At 74.0% G+C, this 19,699-nt stretch carries 18 protein-coding genes; 3 read left to right on the forward strand and 15 right to left on the reverse strand.

What is annotated here, in order from left to right; all coding sequences use genetic code 11:
• Nucleotides 1-556: 556 nt before the first annotated feature.
• From tyrS to argC, 11 genes are all read right to left on the reverse strand, one after another.
• Entirely contained in the window at nucleotides 557-1,819 is a 1,263-nt protein-coding gene (gene tyrS, locus ACGIF2_RS04090; RefSeq protein ID WP_396043776.1) for a tyrosine--tRNA ligase, read from the reverse strand.
• Between the two features lie 58 nt (nucleotides 1,820-1,877).
• Nucleotides 1,878-2,558 carry a DNA-3-methyladenine glycosylase gene (locus ACGIF2_RS04095; RefSeq protein WP_396044209.1) on the reverse strand — a complete coding sequence of 227 codons (681 nt, stop codon included), beginning with the start codon at nucleotides 2,556-2,558 and terminating at the stop codon, nucleotides 1,878-1,880.
• A 119-nt stretch (nucleotides 2,559-2,677) separates the two neighbouring features.
• Complete coding sequence (locus ACGIF2_RS04100) at nucleotides 2,678-3,349, reverse strand: uridine kinase (protein WP_396043778.1); 672 nt, start codon at nucleotides 3,347-3,349, stop codon at nucleotides 2,678-2,680.
• 26 nt (nucleotides 3,350-3,375) lie between these two features.
• On the reverse strand, nucleotides 3,376-4,800 hold the full coding sequence (gene argH, locus ACGIF2_RS04105; protein ID WP_396043780.1) for an argininosuccinate lyase: 1,425 nt from the start codon (nucleotides 4,798-4,800) through the stop codon (nucleotides 3,376-3,378).
• Nucleotides 4,793-6,034, reverse strand: coding sequence for an argininosuccinate synthase (locus ACGIF2_RS04110; RefSeq protein ID WP_396043782.1), 1,242 nt, complete (start codon nucleotides 6,032-6,034; stop codon nucleotides 4,793-4,795). Before ACGIF2_RS04110 ends, argH begins: the two co-directional genes overlap by 8 nt.
• Nucleotides 6,035-6,114: 80 nt before the next feature.
• On the reverse strand, nucleotides 6,115-6,666 hold the full coding sequence (locus tag ACGIF2_RS04115) for an arginine repressor (protein ID WP_396043784.1): 552 nt from the start codon (nucleotides 6,664-6,666) through the stop codon (nucleotides 6,115-6,117).
• Nucleotides 6,663-7,595 (reverse strand): ornithine carbamoyltransferase, encoded by a 933-nt coding sequence (gene argF / locus ACGIF2_RS04120; RefSeq protein ID WP_396043786.1) that lies wholly within the window; start codon nucleotides 7,593-7,595, stop codon nucleotides 6,663-6,665. The genes ACGIF2_RS04115 and argF overlap by 4 nt, the downstream gene beginning before the upstream one ends.
• A 1-nt stretch (nucleotide 7,596) precedes the next feature.
• Nucleotides 7,597-8,862: an acetylornithine transaminase gene (locus tag ACGIF2_RS04125; protein ID WP_396043788.1), complete on the reverse strand. Its 1,266-nt coding sequence runs from the start codon at nucleotides 8,860-8,862 to the stop codon at nucleotides 7,597-7,599.
• Complete coding sequence (gene argB / locus ACGIF2_RS04130) at nucleotides 8,859-9,872, reverse strand: acetylglutamate kinase (RefSeq protein WP_396043790.1); 1,014 nt, start codon at nucleotides 9,870-9,872, stop codon at nucleotides 8,859-8,861. The genes ACGIF2_RS04125 and argB overlap by 4 nt, the downstream gene beginning before the upstream one ends.
• A complete protein-coding gene (argJ, locus tag ACGIF2_RS04135; RefSeq protein ID WP_396043792.1) occupies nucleotides 9,869-11,032 on the reverse strand; it encodes a bifunctional glutamate N-acetyltransferase/amino-acid acetyltransferase ArgJ in 1,164 nt (387 codons plus the stop codon). Before argJ ends, argB begins: the two co-directional genes overlap by 4 nt.
• Nucleotides 11,029-12,093: an N-acetyl-gamma-glutamyl-phosphate reductase gene (gene argC, locus ACGIF2_RS04140; RefSeq protein WP_396043794.1), complete on the reverse strand. Its 1,065-nt coding sequence runs from the start codon at nucleotides 12,091-12,093 to the stop codon at nucleotides 11,029-11,031. The genes argJ and argC overlap by 4 nt, the downstream gene beginning before the upstream one ends.
• A 108-nt stretch (nucleotides 12,094-12,201) precedes the next feature.
• Here argC and ACGIF2_RS04145 point away from each other — a divergent pair, with 108 nt between their 5' ends.
• Genes ACGIF2_RS04145 through ACGIF2_RS04155 form a run of 3 tightly spaced genes read left to right on the forward strand, consistent with a single transcriptional unit; the run spans nucleotide 12,202 to nucleotide 14,196 of the window.
• The gene (locus ACGIF2_RS04145; RefSeq protein WP_396043796.1) at nucleotides 12,202-13,185 is read left to right on the forward strand and encodes a quinone oxidoreductase family protein; all 984 of its coding nucleotides are present in this window, start codon (nucleotides 12,202-12,204) and stop codon (nucleotides 13,183-13,185) included.
• The gene (locus ACGIF2_RS04150; protein WP_396043798.1) at nucleotides 13,182-13,955 is read left to right on the forward strand and encodes a DsbA family oxidoreductase; all 774 of its coding nucleotides are present in this window, start codon (nucleotides 13,182-13,184) and stop codon (nucleotides 13,953-13,955) included. The genes ACGIF2_RS04145 and ACGIF2_RS04150 overlap by 4 nt, the downstream gene beginning before the upstream one ends.
• Before the next feature lie 10 nt (nucleotides 13,956-13,965).
• Nucleotides 13,966-14,196 (forward strand): hypothetical protein, encoded by a 231-nt coding sequence (locus ACGIF2_RS04155; RefSeq protein ID WP_396043800.1) that lies wholly within the window; start codon nucleotides 13,966-13,968, stop codon nucleotides 14,194-14,196.
• Between the two features lie 90 nt (nucleotides 14,197-14,286).
• Here ACGIF2_RS04155 and pheT read toward each other — a convergent pair whose 3' ends face one another.
• From pheT to ACGIF2_RS04175, 4 genes are all read right to left on the reverse strand, one after another.
• Nucleotides 14,287-16,863, reverse strand: a complete 2,577-nt coding sequence (gene pheT / locus ACGIF2_RS04160) for a phenylalanine--tRNA ligase subunit beta (RefSeq protein WP_396043802.1) — start codon at nucleotides 16,861-16,863, stop codon at nucleotides 14,287-14,289.
• Complete coding sequence (gene pheS / locus ACGIF2_RS04165; RefSeq protein WP_396043804.1) at nucleotides 16,863-17,927, reverse strand: phenylalanine--tRNA ligase subunit alpha; 1,065 nt, start codon at nucleotides 17,925-17,927, stop codon at nucleotides 16,863-16,865. The genes pheT and pheS overlap by 1 nt, the downstream gene beginning before the upstream one ends.
• A gap of 241 nt (nucleotides 17,928-18,168) precedes the next feature.
• Complete coding sequence (gene thpR / locus ACGIF2_RS04170) at nucleotides 18,169-18,783, reverse strand: RNA 2',3'-cyclic phosphodiesterase (RefSeq protein ID WP_396043806.1); 615 nt, start codon at nucleotides 18,781-18,783, stop codon at nucleotides 18,169-18,171.
• A gap of 67 nt (nucleotides 18,784-18,850) precedes the next feature.
• The gene (locus ACGIF2_RS04175; protein WP_396043808.1) at nucleotides 18,851-19,681 is read right to left on the reverse strand and encodes a TrmH family RNA methyltransferase; all 831 of its coding nucleotides are present in this window, start codon (nucleotides 19,679-19,681) and stop codon (nucleotides 18,851-18,853) included.
• Nucleotides 19,682-19,699 lie beyond the last annotated feature (18 nt).

Here is a 19,699-nt window from a genome sequence, read left to right on the forward strand (position 1 = left end):
ACGATGCCCTCAGTCAACCAAGACTCACCAACCGACAACCACCGACCGAAGGCCGGCAACCACCAGAAGATGAACCATCTTGGCATCGACTACTTGGCACACTGTTGAGTTCTCAAGGAACAGACGCGCATCTCTTCGGGCCCTTTCAGGCCCTCCGTGAGGCAGCTATTCAAGCCTACCCGAGTTCTTTTCCCTCCGTGACCACCTCGCGGCGGCCGTTCGGGCGTCTTCCCTCAGGCGACGTTTTCTACTCTAGCGGAGTTTTTCTCCGGCCCTGACCGCTCGTCGCGTTCACTGGCCGAAACCGCCACCCGGCATGCTGACCGGACGCCAGAAGCGTCTCAAGTCTGAAGCTGGGGTGGTCGCTCCCCCGGGGACCGGCCTCCGAGGTTTGCTCCTCGGCGTCCGTTCCTCCCTGGCAGGGCGACCTCGAGAACATTACGCGGGGCCCCGCGGAGCGTCAACTTGAGACCTCGTGATCGCGACCACACCCCGCCCCCTGCTGCGCACCGCCGTGACCAGCACGGTCGTGGTGCGCAGCAGGAGCCCGGGCGACTCAGGCCTGGACGTCGACGACGGCGAGGGTGCGCTTGCCCCGGCGCAGCACGGCCCAGCGCCCGTGCAGCAGGTGCTCGGGCGCGAGGACGTCCGCCTCGTCCGCGACCTTGACGTTGTTGACAGCGGCGCCCCCCTCAGCAACCGCACGGCGCGCGGCACCCTTGCTCGCGACGAGACCGCTCGCCGCGAACAGGTCGACGAGCGGGTCGCCGAGCCGGGCCGAGGCGGTCGGGAGCTCGGCGACGGCGGCCGCAAGGGTCACCGCGTCGAGTCCCGCGAGCTCACCGCGGCCGAACAGGGCCTGGCTCGCCGCGACCACCTGGTCAGCCGCGTGGGTCCCGTGGACCAGCGACGTCACGTCGTGGGCGAGCGTGCGCTGCGCCTCCCGAGCGGCAGGCCGTTCGGCGACCGCTCGTTCGAGCTCGGCGATCTCCTCCGCGGAGCGGAACGTGAACACCTTGAGGTAGCGGGCCACGTCGGCGTCGTCGGCGTTGAGCCAGAACTGGTAGAACGCGTAGGGCGTCGTGAGCTCGGCGTCGAGCCACACCGTCCCGCTCTCGGTCTTGCCGAACTTGGTGCCGTCGGCCTTGGTGATGAGCGGTGTGGTGAGCGCGTGGACGCCCTCGCCGTCGACCTTGCGCACGAGCTCGACGCCGGACAGCAGGTTGCCCCACTGGTCGCTGCCGCCGGTCTGCAGGCTCACCCCGTGACGGCGGTACAGCTCGAGGTAGTCCATGCCCTGCAGGATCTGGTAGCTGAACTCCGTGAAGCTGATCCCCTGGTCGCTGTTCAGCCGGCGCGCGACGGTGTCCTTGGCGAGCATGGTGCCCAGCCGGTAGTGCTTGCCGACGTCCCGCAGGAAGTCGATCGCCGACATCGGCGCCGTCCAGTCCAGGTTGTTGACCATGGTCGCCGCGGTCGGGCCCTCGAAGTCGAGCAGCGGCTCGATCTGCCGGCGGATGCGCTCGACCCAGCCCGCGACGACGTCGGGGGCGTTGAGCGTGCGCTCCCCCGCCATCTTGGGGTCGCCGATCAGGCCCGTCGCGCCGCCCACGAGGGCGAAGGGCAGGTGCCCGGCCAGCTGGAAGCGGCGCACCGTGAGGATCTGCACGAGGTTGCCGATGTGCAGGCTCGGCGCGGTGGGGTCGAACCCGCAGTACAGGCGGATGGGCCCGTCGTCGAGCGCTGTGCGCAGCGCGTCGAGGTCGGTGCTCTGGGCGACGAGCCCGCGCCAGGCGAGCTCGTCGAGGATGTGCGTCACAGGTGTCTCTCCTTGCAGGGGCAGGCGCCCCAGGTACAGGTCCGGTGGAAGGCAGGTCTCAGGCCGACGTCGCCCCGCTGCGCGGGCTGCTCCCCGACGTCGGCGGGCGATAGGCAGGGCGGTACGCCGTGACGGTCCGCTCGTCGGTCAGCCACAGCCGCCACGGGAAGCGGCTCACGTCCGCCCCCTCGCCGCCGACCCCGACGCGTGCGCCCGCGGCGTGCACGCCGCTCGGCGCACCCTCGAGCCGGTGCAGCACGACGAACCCGTCGCGTTCGGTCACGTCCGCGCCGTTCTGGGTGAGGTCGAGCCCCAGCGCCACAGCCAGACGTCCCGGCCCGCGGGCCAGCTGGCGGTCCGAGTCCAGCACGCCTAACCGCTCGCGCCGTTCGCGGGCGAGCTCGACGCCCGCCACGACCTCGCCAGCTCGCAGCAGCACCGCCGAGGGGTCGCCGCTGGGTCCGGTCACGACGTTCGCGCAGTGGTGCAGGCCCAGGTGCCGGTAGACGTAGAGCCGGCCCGGCTCGGCGAACATCGCGGCGTTGCGCTGGGTCCGGCCCCGGTAGGCGTGCGAGGCCGGGTCGGCGCTGCCGCCGTACGCCTCGACCTCGGTGATGCGCAGCGTGACGTCCCCGTCGACCGACCGGGTCGTGACGAACGCCCCGAGCAGGTCGCGAGCCACCGCGAGCACGTCGCGCGCGTACCAGGCCCGCGCCGGCACAGGACCGCTCCCCCGCATCGTGGCGACCGCGTCGGGCGGGGTGTCGGACGGCACGGCGGACGACGCCGGAGGTGCAGCCGACGCACCGACCGCGGGCACCGGGGTGCCCTGCGTGCCGTCGCCCGTCAGGCCGCTGCTCATCCCGCCATCTTGCCGTACGCGTCGATGCGCGCGTCAGCCCGCTCACGGGTCCGTTCGCGCGCGAAGTGCGCCGCCTCGGTCTCCATCCACGTGAGCCAGTGCGTGCGCATGTCCGCGCCGTCCCGTGCGAGCCCGCGCTCGAGGCGCAACCCGGCCGGCGCCTCGACCCACACCGTGAGCGCCGCGTCGGCGGCGGCCTCCCGACGGGCGGCACCGCAGCCCTCGAGCACCAGCACCTGCGGCACGGGCACGTCGACCCAGTCGGCGAACTCCCCGGCGACCCAGTCGTAGCGCTGGTAGCGCCCGGGGAGCTGGCGTCGCAACGGCTCGAGCACCTGCGCGCTGAGCCGTGGCCACAGGTCACCCTCGAGCCCCGACCACCCGGCGTACAGGTCGTCAAGGTGCACCACGACCGCCTGGGTCCCCCCGGCGGCGAGCCGATCGGCCAGCCGTGCCGCGAGCGTCGACTTGCCCGAGCCCGCGGGGCCGTCGACGCACACGAGCCGGACCGGGCCCAGCCGGGGCCGGGTCGCGAGCACCCGGTCCGCGAGCACGTCCGCGGCTCCCTCGGAACCGTCCACCGGCGCGTGCGAGGTCGCGCTGGGTCTGCCCGGCTCGCCCGAGGACACCGAGAGGCCGGTGACCCCGCGGTCGTCGCGCGGGGTCACCGGCCTCTCCGGTCCGTCGTGCACCGCTACGCGGTCCAGGCCCGCAGCTCGTCGGCCCGCGCGCGGGCACGCTCGAGCTGCTCGCGGACGCGCACCGGAGCCGTCCCGCCGTGCGCCGAGCGCGAGGCGAGCGAGCCCTCGACGCTCAGGACCTCACGGACGCGCGGCGTCAGGTGCGGCGAGATGGCGGCCAGGTCCTCGTCGGACAGGTCCCACAGCTCGATGCCGCGCCCCTCGCACACCCGCACGCACGCGCCGGCGACCTCGTGCGCGACCCGGAACGGCACGCCCTCGCGCACGAGCCACTCGGCCACGTCGGTCGCGAGCGAGAACCCCTGGGGGGCGAGCGCGGCCATGCGGTCGGTGTCGAACGTGAGGGTCGCGGTCATCCCGGCGAACGCGGGCAGCAGGACGGCGAGCGTGTCGACCTGGTCGAACACCGGCTCCTTGTCCTCCTGCAGGTCGCGGTTGTACGCGAGCGGCAGGCCCTTGAGCGTGGTGAGCAGGCCGGTGAGGTCGCCCACCAGCCGGCCGGCCTTGCCACGGGCGAGCTCGGCGACGTCGGGGTTCTTCTTCTGCGGCATGATGCTCGACCCGGTCGAGTACGCGTCGTCCAGGCGGACGAAGCCGAACTCCTTGGTCGCCCAGATCACGACCTCCTCGGCGAACCGCGACAGGTCGATGCCCGTCATGGCCGCCACGAACGCGAACTCCGCGACCACGTCGCGCGAGGCCGTGCCGTCGATCGAGTTCTCGACCGGCCCCGCGAACCCCAGGTCGGCCGCGACCGCGGCCGGGTCCAGACCGAGCGAGGAGCCCGCGAGCGCCCCCGAGCCGTACGGGGACACCGCGGCGCGCGCGTCCCAGTCGACCCACCGCTCGACGTCGCGCAGCAGCGGCCACGCGTGCGCGAGCAGGTGGTGGGCCAGCAGCACCGGCTGGGCGTGCTGCAGGTGCGTGCGGCCCGGCATGGGCGCGTCGCCCGCGGCCCGGGCCTGGTCGACGAGCGCGTCCACGACGTCGAGCACGAGCGCCCCGAGCGAGCGGGCCTGCTCGCGCAGGTACATCCGTACGAGCGTCGCGATCTGGTCGTTGCGCGAGCGCCCCGCCCGCAGCTTGCCCCCGAGCTCAGGACCCGCGCGTTCGATGAGCCCGCGCTCGAGGGCCGTGTGCACGTCCTCGTCGTCCTCCGACGGCCCGAAGGCCCCCGAGGCGACGTCCTCCCGCAGGCGGCCCAGGGCGTCGACCATGCCCGCGAGCTCGGCGTCGTCGAGCAGTCCCGCGGCGTGCAGCACCCGCGCGTGGGCCACCGACCCCGCGATGTCGTGCCCCGCGAGCCGCCAGTCGAAGTGCGTCGACTTCGACAGCGCGGCGAGCGCGTCCGCGGGACCGCCGGCGAACCGGCCGCCCCACAGGCTCACCCGCGCGCCGTCGCCCGGGCTCTCAGGCACCGGTGATCCCGCCCGCGGCGCCCAGGTCCTCGGCGTTGCCGAACCGCACGTCGCGCGCGGCGGACAGCTTGGAGGTCAGGCCGTAGATCTCGATGAAGCCCTTCGCGGCCGACTGGTCGAACGTGTCGCCCGTGTCGTACGTCGCGAGGTTGAAGTCGTACAGGCTCGCGTCCGAGCGGCGGCCCGTGACCGTCGCACGGCCACCGTGCAGCACCATGCGGATGTCGCCCGAGACGTAGCGCTGGGTGTCCTCGACGAACACGTCGAGCGAGCGCTTGAGCGGCGAGAACCACTGGCCGTCGTAGACCAGCTCGGACCAGCGCTGCTCGACGCCCTTCTTGAACCGGGCCTGCTCGCGCTCGACCGTGACGTTCTCGAGCTCCTGGTGCGCGGCGATGAGCGCGATCGCGCCCGGCGCCTCGTACACCTCGCGGGACTTGATGCCCACCAGGCGGTCCTCGACGATGTCGATGCGACCCACGCCCTGGGCGCCGGCGCGACGGTTCATCTCCTGGATGGCCTGCAGCGGGGTGACCGCCACGCCGTCGAGCGCGACGGGCACGCCCTGCTCGAACGTGATGACGACCTCGTCGGCGACCGGCGGGAACGTCGGGTCGTCGGTGTAGGTGTAGACGTCCTTGGTCGGCGCGTTCCAGATGTCCTCGAGGAACCCGGTCTCGACCGCGCGGCCCCACACGTTCTGGTCGATCGAGAACGGGTTGTGCTTGGTGGTCTCGATGGGCAGCGAGTGCTTCGTGGCGAACTCGATCGCCTTGTCGCGGGTCAGCGCGAGGTCGCGCACCGGCGCCAGGCAGGTGAGGTCGGGCGCGAGCGAGGTGATGCCCACCTCGAAGCGGACCTGGTCGTTGCCCTTGCCCGTGCAGCCGTGCGCGACGGTCGTCGCGCCGAACTGGCGGGCGGCGCGCACCAGGTGCTTGACGATCACGGGCCGCGAGATCGCCGAGACCAGCGGGTAGCGGTCGAGGTACATGCCGTTCGCCTTCAGCGCGGGCATGCAGTACTCGGTCGCGAACTCGTCGCGGGCGTCAGCGACGTACGCCTCGACCGCGCCGCAGTCGAGCGCACGGCGGCGGATGACCTCGAGGTCCTCGCCGCCCTGGCCGACGTCGACCGCCACGGCGATGACCTCGGCCCCGGTGGCCTCGGCGATCCACCCGATGCCCACGGAGGTGTCCAGGCCGCCCGAGTAGGCGAGGACGACGCGCTCAGTCATGACATGTCTCTTCTCATCGCAGGAACTGTTCAGGTGTACCGGCGCCCCGTGTTCGGGGCACCGAAGAGGTCGCGACGACTTCAGCCGTCGGTCGCCAGGGTCATGAAGCGTGCGGCGAGGGCCGCGCCGTCACCACCGTCGCCGTTGTCGCGGGCGATCACGAGGACGGTGTCGTCGCCCGCGATCGTGCCGAGCACCGCGGGGAGCACCGAGTGGTCGATCGCCGAGGCGAGGAACTGCGCGGCGCCCGGCGGGGTGCGCAGCACCACGAGGTTGCCCGACGCCTCGGCCCCGACGAGCAGCTCGGCGCACAGCCGGCCGAGACGCGCCGCGAGAGCCTCGGAGTCGGCCAGCGCGGGCGTGCGGTCACCGCCCTCGGCGGGCACCGCGTACGCGAGCGCCCCCGTGGCTGTCCGGATCTTCACGGCCCGCAGCTCGACGAGGTCGCGCGAGAGCGTGGCCTGCGTGACCGAGACGCCCTCCTCGGCGAGGGAGTCGGCGAGCTCGGCCTGCGAATGGATCGACCGGCGGGCGAGGAGGGCCGTGATGAGCGCGTGCCGCGCCGCCTTGGTCTGCGGGACCGTGCTGCGCGCCACGTCCGGCGTCGGCTGCAGCGAGGGTGCTGTGCTCATGACTGCTCCAGCAGCCACGTCAGCAGCGCCTTCTGCGCGTGCAGACGGTTCTCGGCCTCGTCCCACACGGCCGACTGCGGGCCGTCGAGGACCGAGGCGGTGATCTCCTTGCCCCGGTACGCGGGCAGGCAGTGCAGCACGATCGCGTCGGGGGCGGCGAGCTCGAGCGCGGCGTCGTCGAGCCGGAACGGCACGAAGGGCTCAGCGCGCCCGTCCGCGTCGAGCTCCTGGCCCATCGAGACCCACGTGTCGGTCGCGAGCACGTCCGCCCCGGTGAGCGCCTCGACGCGGTCGTGCGTCACGAGCACCGAGCCGCCGGTCTCGGCCGCGATCCGGGTCGCTGTCTCGACCACCTCGGGATCGGGCAGGAAGCTCGGGGGGGTGCCGATGCGCACGTGCAGGCCGGCGGTCGCCCCGCCGAGGAGGTAGGAGCTCGCCATGTTGTTGCCGCCGTCACCCACGTAGGCCAGCGTCGTGCCCGCGAGCGCGCCGACCCCCCCGCGCAGCTGGGCGACGGTCATGAGGTCCGCCAGCACCTGGCACGGGTGGAACTCGTCGGTCAAGGCGTTGACCACGGGCACCGCGGACGCCGCGGCCATGCGCGCGAGGTCGCTCTGAGCGAACGTGCGCCACACGATGGCCGCGCACTGCCGGTCCAGCACCCGGGCGGTGTCCTCGACGGGCTCGCCGCGCCCGAGCTGGGAGCTCGCGCCGTCGATGAGCATGGGGTAGCCGCCGAGCTCGGCGACCCCCACCGCGAACGACACCCGGGTGCGGGTCGACGGCTTGTCGAACAGCAGCGCGACGGCACGCGGCCCGGAGAGGGGGGTGCGGATGAACCGGTCGTCGCGGAACGCGAGGCCCAGCTCGAGCACCCGCTGCTGCTCGCGCGGGTCGAGGTCGTCGTCACGCAGGAAGTGACGCACCATGTCAGGCCTCCGTTCCGAGGTCGTGGGGCAGGGCGCCCAGGAACGCCACGAAGGGCGCCACCTGGTCGGTCGTGAGGATCAGCGGCGGCGCCAGGCGCAGGGTGGTCGGGTTGCAGGGGTTGACGACGAAGCCCGCCTCGAGCGCGCGCGCTGCGACGGTGGCCGCGACGGGAGCGGCCAGCTCGATCGCGATGAGCAGCCCCTCCCCGCGCGCCTCGGCCACGAGCGGGTGACCCAGGCCCCGGATGTCGGCCCGCAGCCGCTCGCCCACCTCGGTCGTGCTCCCGAGCAGCCCATCGCGCTCGATCACACCGATCGTGGCCAGGCCCGCGGCCGCCGCGACGGGGTTTCCGCCGAACGTCGTGCCGTGCTGTCCGCGCCCGAGCAGCGTCGCTGCCCGCTCGCCGTAGGCCACGACAGCCCCGATCGGGAAGCCTCCCCCCAGGCCCTTGGCGAGGGTCACGACGTCGGGCCGCACCCCTCCGCCCAGGTGCGGGTGCTGGTGCGCGAGCCACCGGCCCGTGCGCCCCATGCCGGTCTGCACCTCGTCGAGCACGAGCAGCGCCCCCGCGTCGGAGGTGAGCCGGCGCGCGAGCGCGACGTAGCCCGGAGGCAGCGGACGCACGCCCGCCTCGCCCTGGATCGGCTCGAGCACGAGTGCCGCGACGTCGTCGCCGTCCTGCGCGAAGGCCGCCTCGAGCGCCTCGGTGTCCCCGAAGGGGAGGAACTCGACGCCGCCGGGCAGCGGCTCGAACGGCTCCCGGTAGGCGGGCTTGTGGGTCATCGCGAGCGCGCCCATGGTCCGCCCGTGGAACGAGCCCTCGAGCGCGAGGATGCGGCGACGTCCCGTCCGGCGGGCCATCTTCACCACTGCCTCGTTCGCCTCGGTGCCCGAGTTCGTGAAGAACACCCGCGAGCCCTCCGGGGCGTCCGCGATCGAGAGCAGCCGCTCGGCGAGCGCGACCTGGGTGGGCGTGGCGAAGAAGTTCGACACGTGACCGAGCGTCCCCAGCTGCGCCGAGATGGCCGCCGTCAGCGTGGGGTGCGCGTGGCCCAGCGCGTTGACCGCGATGCCCGCGAGCAGGTCGAGGTAGCGCCGCCCGTCCGCGTCCCACACGTACACGCCCTCTCCGCGCACGAGGACCCGCTGCGGGGTGCCGAACGTGTCCATGAGCGCTGCGGAGTAGCGCTGCGTCCACCGGGCCCCCGAGTCGGGCGCGACCAGCGTCGTGGCGGTCGGGTCCTGGGCTTCCAGCTCGGCGCTCATCGCGCACCTCCGTCAGGGGTCACGTCGACACCGACCACGGGCACCTGCCCGGTGAACGGCGACGGCACGGGTTCGTCGTCGGGCAGCACCATCGTGCCGATGCCGTCCGAGGTGAAGACCTCGACCAGGATCGCGTGCGCGGCCCGGCCATCGATCACGTGCGCCCGGCCGACACCGCCCTCGACCGCACGCCAGCACGCCTCCATCTTGGGGCGCATGCCCGAGTCGAGGCTGGGCAGCAGGTCGGCGAGCTCGCTGGCCCGGATCCGGCGCACGAGCGACGACCGGTCCGGCCAGCTCGTGTACAGGCCCTCGACGTCGGTCAGGACGATGAGCTTGCGGGCGCCGAGGGCCACCGCGAGCGCCGCCGCGGCCGTGTCGGCGTTGACGTTGAGCACCTGGGTCGGGTCGTCGATGTCGGGGGCCACCGTCGAGACCACCGGGATGCGTCCCGCGTCGAGCAGGTCGAGCACGGCCGACGGGTTGACCTGTACGACGTCGCCCACGAGGCCCACGTCCACGAGCGCGCCGTCGATCACCGCGTGCCTGCGCCGGGCCTGCAGCAGCCCGCCGTCCTCGCCCGAGAGCCCCACCGCGTGCGGTCCGTGCGCGTTGAGCAGACCCACGAGCTCGCGCGAGACCTGCCCGGTGAGCACCATCCGGACGACGTCCATCGCCTCGGGCGTCGTGACGCGCAGCCCGCCGCGGAACTCGCTCTCGATCCCGAGCCGGTCGAGCATCGAGCTGATCTGGGGACCGCCGCCGTGCACCACCACGGGACGCAGCCCCACACGGTGCAGGAACACCATGTCCTCGGCGAAGGCCCGCTTGAGGTCCTCGTCGATCATCGCGTTGCCGCCGTACTTGACCACCACGAGCGCGCCCTTGAAGCGCTGCAACCAGGGCAGCGCCTCGATGAGCACCTCCGCCTTCTGGTCGGGGCGCAGGTCGGTGCGGGTGTTGAACACGAAGTCCTCGTCGGTGTGCGGGTCTGTGCCGGGCTGGTTCATGTGGCGTACGCGCTGTTCTCGTGGACGTAGTCGTGCGTGAGGTCGTTGGTCCACACCGTGGCGCTCGCGTCGCCCGCGTGCAGGTCGAGCTCGACCGTGACCTCACGGGCCGCGGCGAGGTCGACGAGCGTGCGGTCCTCGCCGACGCCCCCCGCGCGGCAGACCTGGACGCCGTTGATGCTCACGTCCAGCCGGTCGGCGTCGAACGGCGCGACCTGCTCGGGCACGGTGCCCGCGGCCGCGAGCACGCGGCCCCAGTTGGGGTCGTTGCCGAACACGGCCGCCTTGAACAGGTTCGAGCGGGTCACGGCGCGGGCCACGGCCACCGCGGCGTCCTCGGTGGTCGCGTGCGTGACGGTCACGGCGATGTCGTGGCTCGCGCCCTCGGCGTCGGCGACCAGTGCGCGGGCGAGCACGGCGCACGCCTCGCGGAGCGCGAGCCCGAGCGCGTCGGCGCCCGGCGTGACGCCCGAGGCCCCGGACGCGAGCAGCAGCACGCTGTCGTTGGTCGACATGCAGCCGTCCGAGTCGACCCGGTCGAACGTGGCCCGGGTCGCGGCCCGCAGCGCTGCCTCGGCCTCGGGAGCGCTGACCACCGCGTCGGTCGTGAGGACCACGAGCATGGTCGCGAGGCCCGGCGCGAGCATCCCGGCGCCCTTCGCGATGCCGCCGACCGACCAGCCGTCCCCCTGGAAGTGCACGGTCTTGGCGACGGTGTCGGTCGTCATGATGGCGACCGCGGCGGCCGCGCCACCGTCGGGGTCGAGGGCGTCGACAGCGGCGTCCACCCCCGGGAGCAGCAGGTCCATCGGGAGCCGTTCGCCGATGAGCCCGGTCGAGCAGACCAGGACGTCTCCGGCGGAGGTGCCGAGCACCTGGGCCACGTGCTCGGCGGTCCGGTGCGTGTCGGCGAAGCCCTCGGGGCCGGTGCAGGCGTTCGCGCCGCCCGAGTTGAGCACGACGGCGCGGGCGACGCCGTCCGCGACGGCCTGCCGCGACCAGACGACGGGCGCGGCGACGACGCGGTTGGAGGTGAACACGCCCGCGGCGACCTGCAGCGGCCCGTCGTTGACGACGAGCGCGAGGTCGGGGCGGCCCGAGGCCTTGAGGCCGGCGGTGACGCCCGAGGCGCGGAACCCGCCCGGGGAGGTGACGGTCACGGCGCGACTCCGTCCAGCGGGAGACCGGTCGTCTCGGGCAGGCCGAGCGCGACGTTGAGCGACTGCAGGGCGCCGCCGGCGGTGCCCTTGACGAGGTTGTCGATCGCGGTCACCGTCACGACGCGTCCCACGCGCTCGTCGACCGCGACCTGCACGAGCGCTGTGTTCGCCCCGAGCGTGGCGGCTGTGGTGGGCCACTGACCCTCGGGCAGCAGCTCGACGAACGGCTCGTCGGCGTACGCGGCCACCCACGCAGCCCGGACGTCCCCCGGGTCCACGCCCGGCGCGAGGCGCGCGGTGGCGGTCGCGAGGATGCCGCGCGACATGGGCACGAGGGTCGGGGTGAACGAGATCGTCACGTCGTGCGCACCGGCGACGGCGAGGTTCTGCTGGATCTCGGGGATGTGCCGGTGGGTGCCGCCCACGGCGTACGGCTGCGCGCTGCCGAGCGCCTCGCTGGCGAGCAGGTGGGTCTTGAGCGTGCGCCCGGCCCCCGAGTAGCCGTTCGCGAGCACGGCCACGAGGTCGGTCGGCTCGACGAGCCCTGCCGCCACACCGGGCTGCAGGCCCAGGGTCACGGCGGTCACGTTGCAGCCGGGGACAGCGATCCGGCGGGCCGTGGCGAGCTGCGCGCGCTGTGCCGCGGCGCTGGTCTCGCCGGCGTGCAGCAGCTCGGGCAGACCGTAGGGCCAGGTCCCGGCGTGCGCGCTGCCGTAGTAGGCCTCCCACGCGGTCGGGTCAACGAGGCGGTGGTCGGCGGCCAGGTCGAGCACGATCGTGTCCTCACCGCGTGCAGCCAGCGCCGCGGCGATCTCTCCGCTCGCACCGTGCGGCAGGGCCAGGACGACGACGTCGTGGCCCGCGAGCTCGTCGACCGAGGTCGGTGCCAGCACACGGTCCGCGATGCTGCGCAGGTGCGGCTGGTGGACGCCCAGCGCCGTCCCGGCGTTGGAGTGCGCGGTGAGCGTGCCGATCTTCGCCTCGGGGTGGGCGAGCAGCAACCTGAGCATCTCGCCGCCGGCGTACCCGCTCGCTCCTGCGACAGCTACCGTGAAGGACATATGTATGAACATACACGCCCGTGCAGGATGATGCGTAGGGGTCCACGGTGCGACACGCCGCACCCCGCCCACCAGGAATGATCCACCCCCCGATGCTGTTCCCGCCACATGCGCGCCATCGAAGCTGTCGCCCCGGGCGGCCCGGACGTCCTGCACGTCGTCGACCGCCCCGACCCCGATCCCGGCCCCACCGACGTCCTGGTGCAGGTCGCTGCCGCCGGGGTCAACTTCATCGACACCTACCGCCGATCAGGCCTCTACCCCGTGCCGTTCCCCCACGTCGTGGGCTCCGAGGGCGCCGGGACCGTGGTCGCCGTCGGCTCCCAGGTCACCGACGTGGCCGTGGGTGACCGTGTCGCCTGGAGCGCCGGACCGGGCTCCTACGCCGAGCTCGCGGTCGTCCCGGTGCGCGAGACGCTGGCCGTGCCGCCCGGTGTCGACGACCTCGTGGCCGCGGCGCTCCCGCTGCAGGGCCTCACGGCCCACTACCTGGTGAGCTCGACGTTTCCCGTGACCCCGGGCCAGGACGTGCTCGTGCACGCCGGCGCAGGGGGCGTGGGGCTGCTGCTCACGCAGCTCGCTGTGGCCCGCGGCGCGCGCGTGATCACGACCGTGGGATCGTCCGCGAAGGAGGCCCTCTCGCGCGCGGCCGGTGCGAGCGACGTCATCCGTTACACCGAGCTCGACGACCTGACCACCGAGCTGCCCGCCCTGGTCCGCGAGCTCACCGGCGGCGCGGGGGTGCACACCGTGTTCGACGGCGTCGGGCGCAGCACGTTCGACGCGTCCCTCGCCTCGCTGCGACCGCGCGGCGGCCTCGCGCTGTTCGGCGCCGCGTCGGGCCCCGTCCCCCCGGTGGACCCCCAGCTCCTCAACCGTGCGGGCTCCGTCTACCTCACCCGCCCGACGCTCGGGCACTACGTCGCGACGCGCGACGAGCTCACCTGGCGTGCCGACGAGCTCTTCGCAGCCGTCCTCGCCGGCACCCTCGACGTGCGCATCGGCGCCACGTTCCCGCTCGTCGACGCCGCCGAGGCCCACCGCGCTCTCGAAGGGCGCACCACCACCGGAAAGGTCCTGCTGCTCCCGTGACGACCATCACCGCAGTCCCCCAGCCACCCACGTCGTCCGCCCGCACCCTCGAGGTCGAGGTGTGGTCGGACATCGCCTGCCCGTGGTGCTACATCGGTCGGCGCCGCTACGCCGCTGCGCTCGCAGGCTTCGCCCACCGCGACGCGGTGGGCACCGTGTGGCGCTCGTACGAGCTCTCCCCCGACACGCCCGCCGGGCCCGGCGTCCCCGAGATCGAGGCGCTCGCCCGTCACAAGGGGATCGCCGAGGACCAGGTGCGGCAGATGTTCGCGCAGGTCTCCGAGGTCGCGGCGCAGGACGGCCTCACCCTCGACCTCGCGACGACGCTCGCTGTGAACATGTTCGACGCGCACCGCCTGGTGCACGTGGCACGCAGCGCGGGCGGCGACGACCTCGCCGACCGCACGGTCGAGATCCTGTACGCCGCCCACTTCACCCACGGCGCGGACCTCGGCGACCACGACACCCTGGTGCGGCTCGCCGCGGACGCCGGGTGCGGTGCCTCCGGGCTCACCGACGACGACGTGCGCGCGGCGCTGGCCGGCGGCGACGGCGGCGAGGCCGTGCGCCGGGACGAGGAGCAGGCCCGGGCGCTCGGGGTCCGTGGCGTCCCGTTCTTCGTCGCCGACCGCCGCCTCGCGGTCTCGGGCGCCCAGCCGGTCGAGGTGTTCACCCAGCTGCTCGAGCGTGCCTGGGAGGCCGCCGCCCCCGTGGACCTCACGCCTGCCGGTGCGGCCGACGCGTGCACGGACGACACCTGCGAGCTCTAGCATCGCTGCCGTGGACATGATCCCGCTCGCGGGCGACGCGACGAGCCCTCCGTGGCTGCGGCGCGCCGCCACCGTGCTCGCCGTGCTGCTCAGCGTCGCGCTCGTGGCCGGCTACCTCTCCTACGGCCTGCAGCGACCGCCCTGCCCCGACGTCGACGGGAAGCAGGTCACCTCCCGCTGGTCTTGGACCGAGGCGACCTGGTCGTGCCCGCTCCCGGCGGGCAGCGGGCTGAACGTCTGACGACGCAGCGCCCGACCCCGCAGAGGCGGGGCGGGCGCTGCGTCGTCGGCGCCGCCAACGGGCGGTGACGTGCGGGTGGGCGTGCGCAGGTCAGGCGCGCAGCACGGCCCCTACCCGTCGACCCGCCTCGGCCACGACCGCCTCGCGCACGCCCGCGGCCTCCTCGGCCGTCAGGGTGCGGTCGGCCGCGCGCAGCCGCAGCGAGAACGCCAGCGACTTCTTGCCGTCGCCCAGCTGCGGTCCGGTGTAGACGTCGAACAGGCGCAGCTCCTCGAGCACGTCGCCGGCCGGGCTCGCGGCCGCTCCGGTGCGCACCGCGGCCTGCACGTCGGCCACCGGCACGTCCGTGTCGACGACCAGCGCGATGTCCTCCTTCGCGACCGGGAACGACGAGACCTCGTGAGCCTGCACGGGTTCGCCGGGGGCGGCGTCGAGCAGGACGTCGAGGTCGACCTCGAACGCCGCCGACCGCTCGGGCAGGCCGAGGGTAGCGACGACCTTGGGGTGCAGCTCGCCCGCATGGCCCACGAGGCGCCCGTCGAGCGTCTCGAGCCGTGCTGTGCGCCCCGGGTGCCACGGCGCGTGCCCGGTGCCCGCCCGCACCACGACCTGGGTGCCGGCGCCCTCGGCCACCAGCAGCGCGGCCTCGATCGCGTCGGTGTGGTCGGCACGACGCCCCGCACCCCACCAGCCGGCAGGCTCACGATGGCCCGACACGAACCCGGCGACGTGCCGCGGCTGGGCGGGGACGCCGGCCTCGAGCGCGACGAGCTCGTCGTCCGACGGACGCACAGCCCCCGGCAGGCTCGGCGGCAGGGGCGCACCGGGCACCGGGCGGGTCACGAGACCCATCTCGAACACCGCCAGGTCGGCCGTGCCGCGTCCGACGTTGCGGCGCACGGTCTCGAGCAGCGTGACCAGCACGTTCGTGCGGAGCTCGGGCTGGGTCTCGGACATCGGGTTGACCAGCCGCACCGCCCGGCGACGCACGTCGTCAGCCGGGAGCGCGAGCGCGTCGTGCTGCTCGGTGCCCACGAACGGGTAGCTGAGCGTCTCGACGAACCCGGCGTCGGCGAGCGTGCGGGCCACGGCCCGACGCGCACGCTGCCCCGCCGACAGGCCGCGCCCCGCGGGGGCGACCGGCAGCAGGGACGGGATCGCGTCGTAGCCGCGCAGCCGCGCGATCTCCTCGACCAGGTCGACGGGCTCCGTCAGGTCGGGGCGCCACGTCGGGACCTGCACCTCGACGACGCCCGCGTCGGGCGCACCCGACACGGTGCAGCCGATGTCCTCGAGCGTCTCGCGCACCTGCGCCGAGGTGTAGTCGACCCCCACGAGGCGGGCCGGCAGGCCGACCGGCAGCGCGACGGTCGTGGGGGCCGGGGTCCGGTCCACGTCGGTGACCGCGACGTCCGCGACGCCGCCACCGTGCTCCACGAGCAGCTCGACGACCCGCGCGACCGCGACACGCGGCAGCTGCGGGTCGACCCCGCGCTCGAAGCGCTTGGCCGCCTCGGTGGGCAGCTTGTGGCGCCGCGCCGTGCGGGCGACGGTGACCGGGTCGAAGTGCGCGGCCTCGATCAGCAGGTCGCTCGTGCCCGACGCGACCTCGCTCTCGGCGCCGCCCATGACCCCCGCCAGGCCAAGGATCCGTGAGGCGTCCCCGCCCGCGGGGCTGTCGGTGATGAGCAGGTCCTCGGGGTCGAGCACCCGCTCGACGTCGTCGAGGGTGCGCAGACGCTCGCCGGGCACGGCGCGCCGCACCACGATCGGCGCGGCCACCTGCGACAGGTCGTACGCGTGCAGCGGCTGCCCCAGGTCGAGCATCACGTAGTTCGTCACGTCGACCGCGAGCGAGATCGGACGCATGCCCGCCTGCGTCAGGCGGCGCTGCATCCACGCAGGTGAGGGCGCCGAGGCGTCGACCCCGCGCACGACCTGCGCGACGAACCGGTCCGCGCCGGGCACGCCGTGGACGGGGGCCGCGTCGACGATCTCGACCGCGAAGCCCGCACCCGTGACGTCACCGGACACCGCGGTGTCGGCCGCGGTCGCCAGGCCCGGGTCGGTGAACGCGGCGCCCGTCGCGTGCGAGTACTCCCGTGCGACGCCCCGCATCGAGAAGCAGTAGCCGCGGTCGGGCGTCACGTTGATCTCGAGGACCTCCTCGCCGAGGCCCAGCAGCTCGCGCGCGTCCGCCCCCGGCTCGGCGTCGATCCCGATGCGGGACAGCACGATGATTCCGTCGTGGTCCTCGCCCAGCCCCAGCTCGCGGGCCGAGCAGATCATGCCGTCCGAGACGTGGCCGTACGTCTTGCGCGACGCGATCGGGAACGGTCCGGGCAGCACAGCGCCGGGCAGCGCGACGACCACGCGGTCGCCCACGTCGAAGTTGTGCGCGCCGCACACGATGCCGCGCGGCGACCCGTCGGCCTCGTTGAGCGCGCCCACGTCGACGCGGCACCAGTTGATGGTCTTGCCGTTCTTCTGCGGCTCGGGCGTCCGCTCGACGACCTCGCCGACCACGAGCGGACCGGTCACGGCCGCGGGGAGGATGGCCTCCTCCTCGAGCCCGACGCGGACCAGGTCGGCGGCGAGCTGCTCGGCGGTCGTGCCCGCCGGAAGGTCGACGTGCTCGGCGAGCCACGTCAGAGGGATGCGCGGCATCAGATCTCCGTCCCGAACTGCAGGGAGAAGCGCACGTCGCCCTCCACCATGTCGTGCATGTCAGCGATGCCGTGCCGCAGCATCAGCGTGCGCTCGATCCCCATGCCGAACGCGAAGCCCGTGTAGACGTCGGGGTCGATGCCCGCGGCGCGCAGCACGTTCGGGTTGACCATCCCGCAGCCACCCCACTCGATCCAGCCCGGGCCGCCCTTCTTCTGCGGGAACCACAGGTCCATCTCGGCGGACGGCTCGGTGAACGGGAAGAACGACGGGCGCAGCCGGGTGCGCGCCTCGGGGCCGAAGATCGCCCGGGCGAAGTGGTCGAGCGTGCCTTTGAGGTGCGCCATGGTCAGGCCCTTGTCGACCGCGAGCCCCTCGACCTGGTGGAAGACGGGGGTGTGCGTCGCGTCGAGCTCGTCGGTGCGGAACACCTTGCCCGGGCACGCGATGTACACGGGCAGCTCGCGGCTCAGAAGCGAGCGGGCCTGGACGGGCGAGGTGTGCGTGCGCAGCACCAGGTGCGAGTCGACGCCCGGCTCGCCCGAGTCCACGAAGAACGTGTCCTGCATCTGGCGAGCGGGGTGGTCGACGCCGAAGTTGAGCGCGTCGAAGTTGAACCACTCGGCCTCGACCTCGGGCCCCTCGGCGATCTCCCAGCCCATCGAGACGAAGATGTCCGCGATCCGCTCGGAGAGCATCTCGAGCGGGTGGCGGGCTCCGCGGGGGTGCCGGTCGACGGGCAGCGTCACGTCGACGGACTCCTCGACGAGCACCCGCTCGTCGCGCTCGGCCTCGAGCTGCTCCTGGCGGGCGGCGAGGGCCTTCGCGAGCCGGCCGCGTGCGGCACCGACGAGCCGGCCGGCCACGGCCTTGTCGGCCGGGGGCAGCTGACCGATCTCGCGGTTCGCGAGCGCGAGCGGGCTGCGCTCGCCGACGTGCTCGAGACGGGCGGCCTTGAGCTCGTCGAGGCCGGACGCCTGCTCGAGCGCGGCGAGCGCATCGGCCAGGGCCGCCTCGATGCCGGCGGCGTCGAGCGGGGACAGTGGGGACACAGGAGTGGACATCCGGGCCTTCCAGGCGGGAGCGGGCCGGCCGGTGCGCGGAGCACACGACCAGCGGGAAAGTCTAGTGGCGCCCGTCCCGGGGGCCTGTGCGCCACCCCATCAGGGTGACGTCCTGGTGCACGGCGTCAGCGGCGCGGCCCGGGGACGGGCCACCTAAATCGGCGACCACGCGGGGCGGTCGGGGCTGCGACGGGCATGGCGCCATGGTGCCACACCCCGCACGTCGGGCGCCCAGCCCAGCTCAGGCACCCAGTGCGAACGCCTGCACCGGTGTGTAGAGCGGACCACCGCCGCGACCGGCGCCCGGAGCGGAGGCCACGAGCAGCAGCTCCTCGACCGTCCACTCGGGCCCGTCGTACACGGCGAGCGCCCGCACCAGCGACGCCGCCGGGTCGTCGGTCGGACGGTCGCGGCGACGGCGGCCACGACCCGCCGGGGTGGGCGCGCCGACCCGGCCGACCGTCAGGTGCGGGCGCGAGCGGACCCGGTCGTCGGGCCTCGCACCGACCTCCTCGCCCGCGGCGCCGGCCATCGCCGACAGCCGTCGCATCGACCCGAGGTCGCCCGCCACCCCGACCCACAGCGTCCGGTGCGCGAACACCCCCGCCCCGCGCAGCCGCAGCTCGAAGGGCGGGATCGCCCGGACCCCGTCCTCGAGCGCGGCCACGAGCTCGTCGGTGCGCCCGTCGGGGAGCGTCCCGTAGAACGCCGCCGTCACATGACGGTTCTCCTCGAGCGTCCACCGGACGTCCGCGGGGTCCGCGGTCAGCGCCTCGTGCGCCTGGACGACGCGCAGGGCGAGGTCCAGGTGGTCGAGCACCGGGGCCGGTGGGCGGACGGCGACGAACAGGCGCATCCGACCACCATGCCAGCCCCCTGCCGCGCACGGCAGGGGGCTGGGTAGGAGCAGGGGAAGGTGCAGCTCAGCGCTGGGCGCGTGAGCTCGCGTACAGGCAGACCGTCGCGGCGGTCGCGAGGTTGAGCGACTCGGCCCGGCCGCGGATCGGCACCCGCACCACGGCGTCCGCGAGCTCACGGTCCTCGGGTCGCAGGCCCCAGGCCTCGTTCCCGAAGACCCAGGCTGTCGGCCGGTGCAGGTCGGGGTCCCCGCCGGGCACCTGGCGCGTCGCGGCGACGTCCTGCAGGTCGTCGAGGTCGCGGTCGCCCGCGCCGTCGGCAGCGAGCACCGTCAGCCCTGCGGTGCGCACGGCGTGCACGACCTCGGCCAGGGCGACGTCGGCGACGACCGGCAGGTGGAACAGCGACCCTGCCGTCGAGCGCACGACCTTCGGGTTGAGCGGGTCGACGCACTCCCCCGCGAGCACCACCGCGTCCGCCCCCGCGGCGTCGGCAGCACGGATCACGGTGCCGGCGTTGCCGGGGTCGCGGACGTTCGCGAGCACCGCCACGAGCCGGGGGCGCGCGGCGAGGACCTGCTCGAGGGTCGCGGGCCGGTGCTCGAGCACAGCCAGCACCCCCTGGGCGTCGCCCGACATCGCGTCGAGGACCTCGGGTGTCCCGGTGCGCACGGACAGCCCGGCTGCCCGCGCGTCGGCCACGATCTCGTCGTAGCGCTCGGCCGCGGCCTCGGTCAGGTAGACCTCACGCACGTGGGCGGCGGCGAAGCGGACGGCCTCGCGTACCGCCTGGGGGCCCTCGACCAGGAACCGTCCGGTGCGACGACGAACGGAACGCCCGGCCAACGCCCGTGCTGCCTTGACCCGCTCGGCGCGGGGGTTGGTCAGCTCGGGCATCGGCCGGGCGTCCGGGGA

The sequence above is a fragment of the Cellulomonas sp. P22 genome (genome assembly GCF_044392165.1).

Bases quoted from the DNA above. Each gene is read 5' to 3' on its own strand.
- ACGIF2_RS04145 (WP_396043796.1), top strand. From the start codon at position 12,202: ATGCGCGCCATCGAAGCTGTCGCCCCGGGCGGCCCGGACGTCCTGCAC.
- thpR (WP_396043806.1), bottom strand. From the start codon at position 18,783: ATGCGCCTGTTCGTCGCCGTCCGCCCACCGGCCCCGGTGCTCGACCAC.
- argC (WP_396043794.1), bottom strand. From the start codon at position 12,093: ATGTCCTTCACGGTAGCTGTCGCAGGAGCGAGCGGGTACGCCGGCGGC.
- argF (WP_396043786.1), bottom strand. From the start codon at position 7,595: ATGGTGCGTCACTTCCTGCGTGACGACGACCTCGACCCGCGCGAGCAG.
- argB (WP_396043790.1), bottom strand. From the start codon at position 9,872: ATGAACCAGCCCGGCACAGACCCGCACACCGACGAGGACTTCGTGTTC.
- ACGIF2_RS04110 (WP_396043782.1), bottom strand. From the start codon at position 6,034: ATGACTGAGCGCGTCGTCCTCGCCTACTCGGGCGGCCTGGACACCTCC.
- ACGIF2_RS04095 (WP_396044209.1), bottom strand. From the start codon at position 2,558: ATGCGGGGGAGCGGTCCTGTGCCGGCGCGGGCCTGGTACGCGCGCGAC.
- ACGIF2_RS04125 (WP_396043788.1), bottom strand. From the start codon at position 8,862: ATGAGCGCCGAGCTGGAAGCCCAGGACCCGACCGCCACGACGCTGGTC.
- ACGIF2_RS04115 (WP_396043784.1), bottom strand. From the start codon at position 6,666: ATGAGCACAGCACCCTCGCTGCAGCCGACGCCGGACGTGGCGCGCAGC.
- pheT (WP_396043802.1), bottom strand. From the start codon at position 16,863: ATGCCGCGCATCCCTCTGACGTGGCTCGCCGAGCACGTCGACCTTCCG.
- pheS (WP_396043804.1), bottom strand. From the start codon at position 17,927: ATGTCCACTCCTGTGTCCCCACTGTCCCCGCTCGACGCCGCCGGCATC.
- ACGIF2_RS04175 (WP_396043808.1), bottom strand. From the start codon at position 19,681: ATGCCCGAGCTGACCAACCCCCGCGCCGAGCGGGTCAAGGCAGCACGG.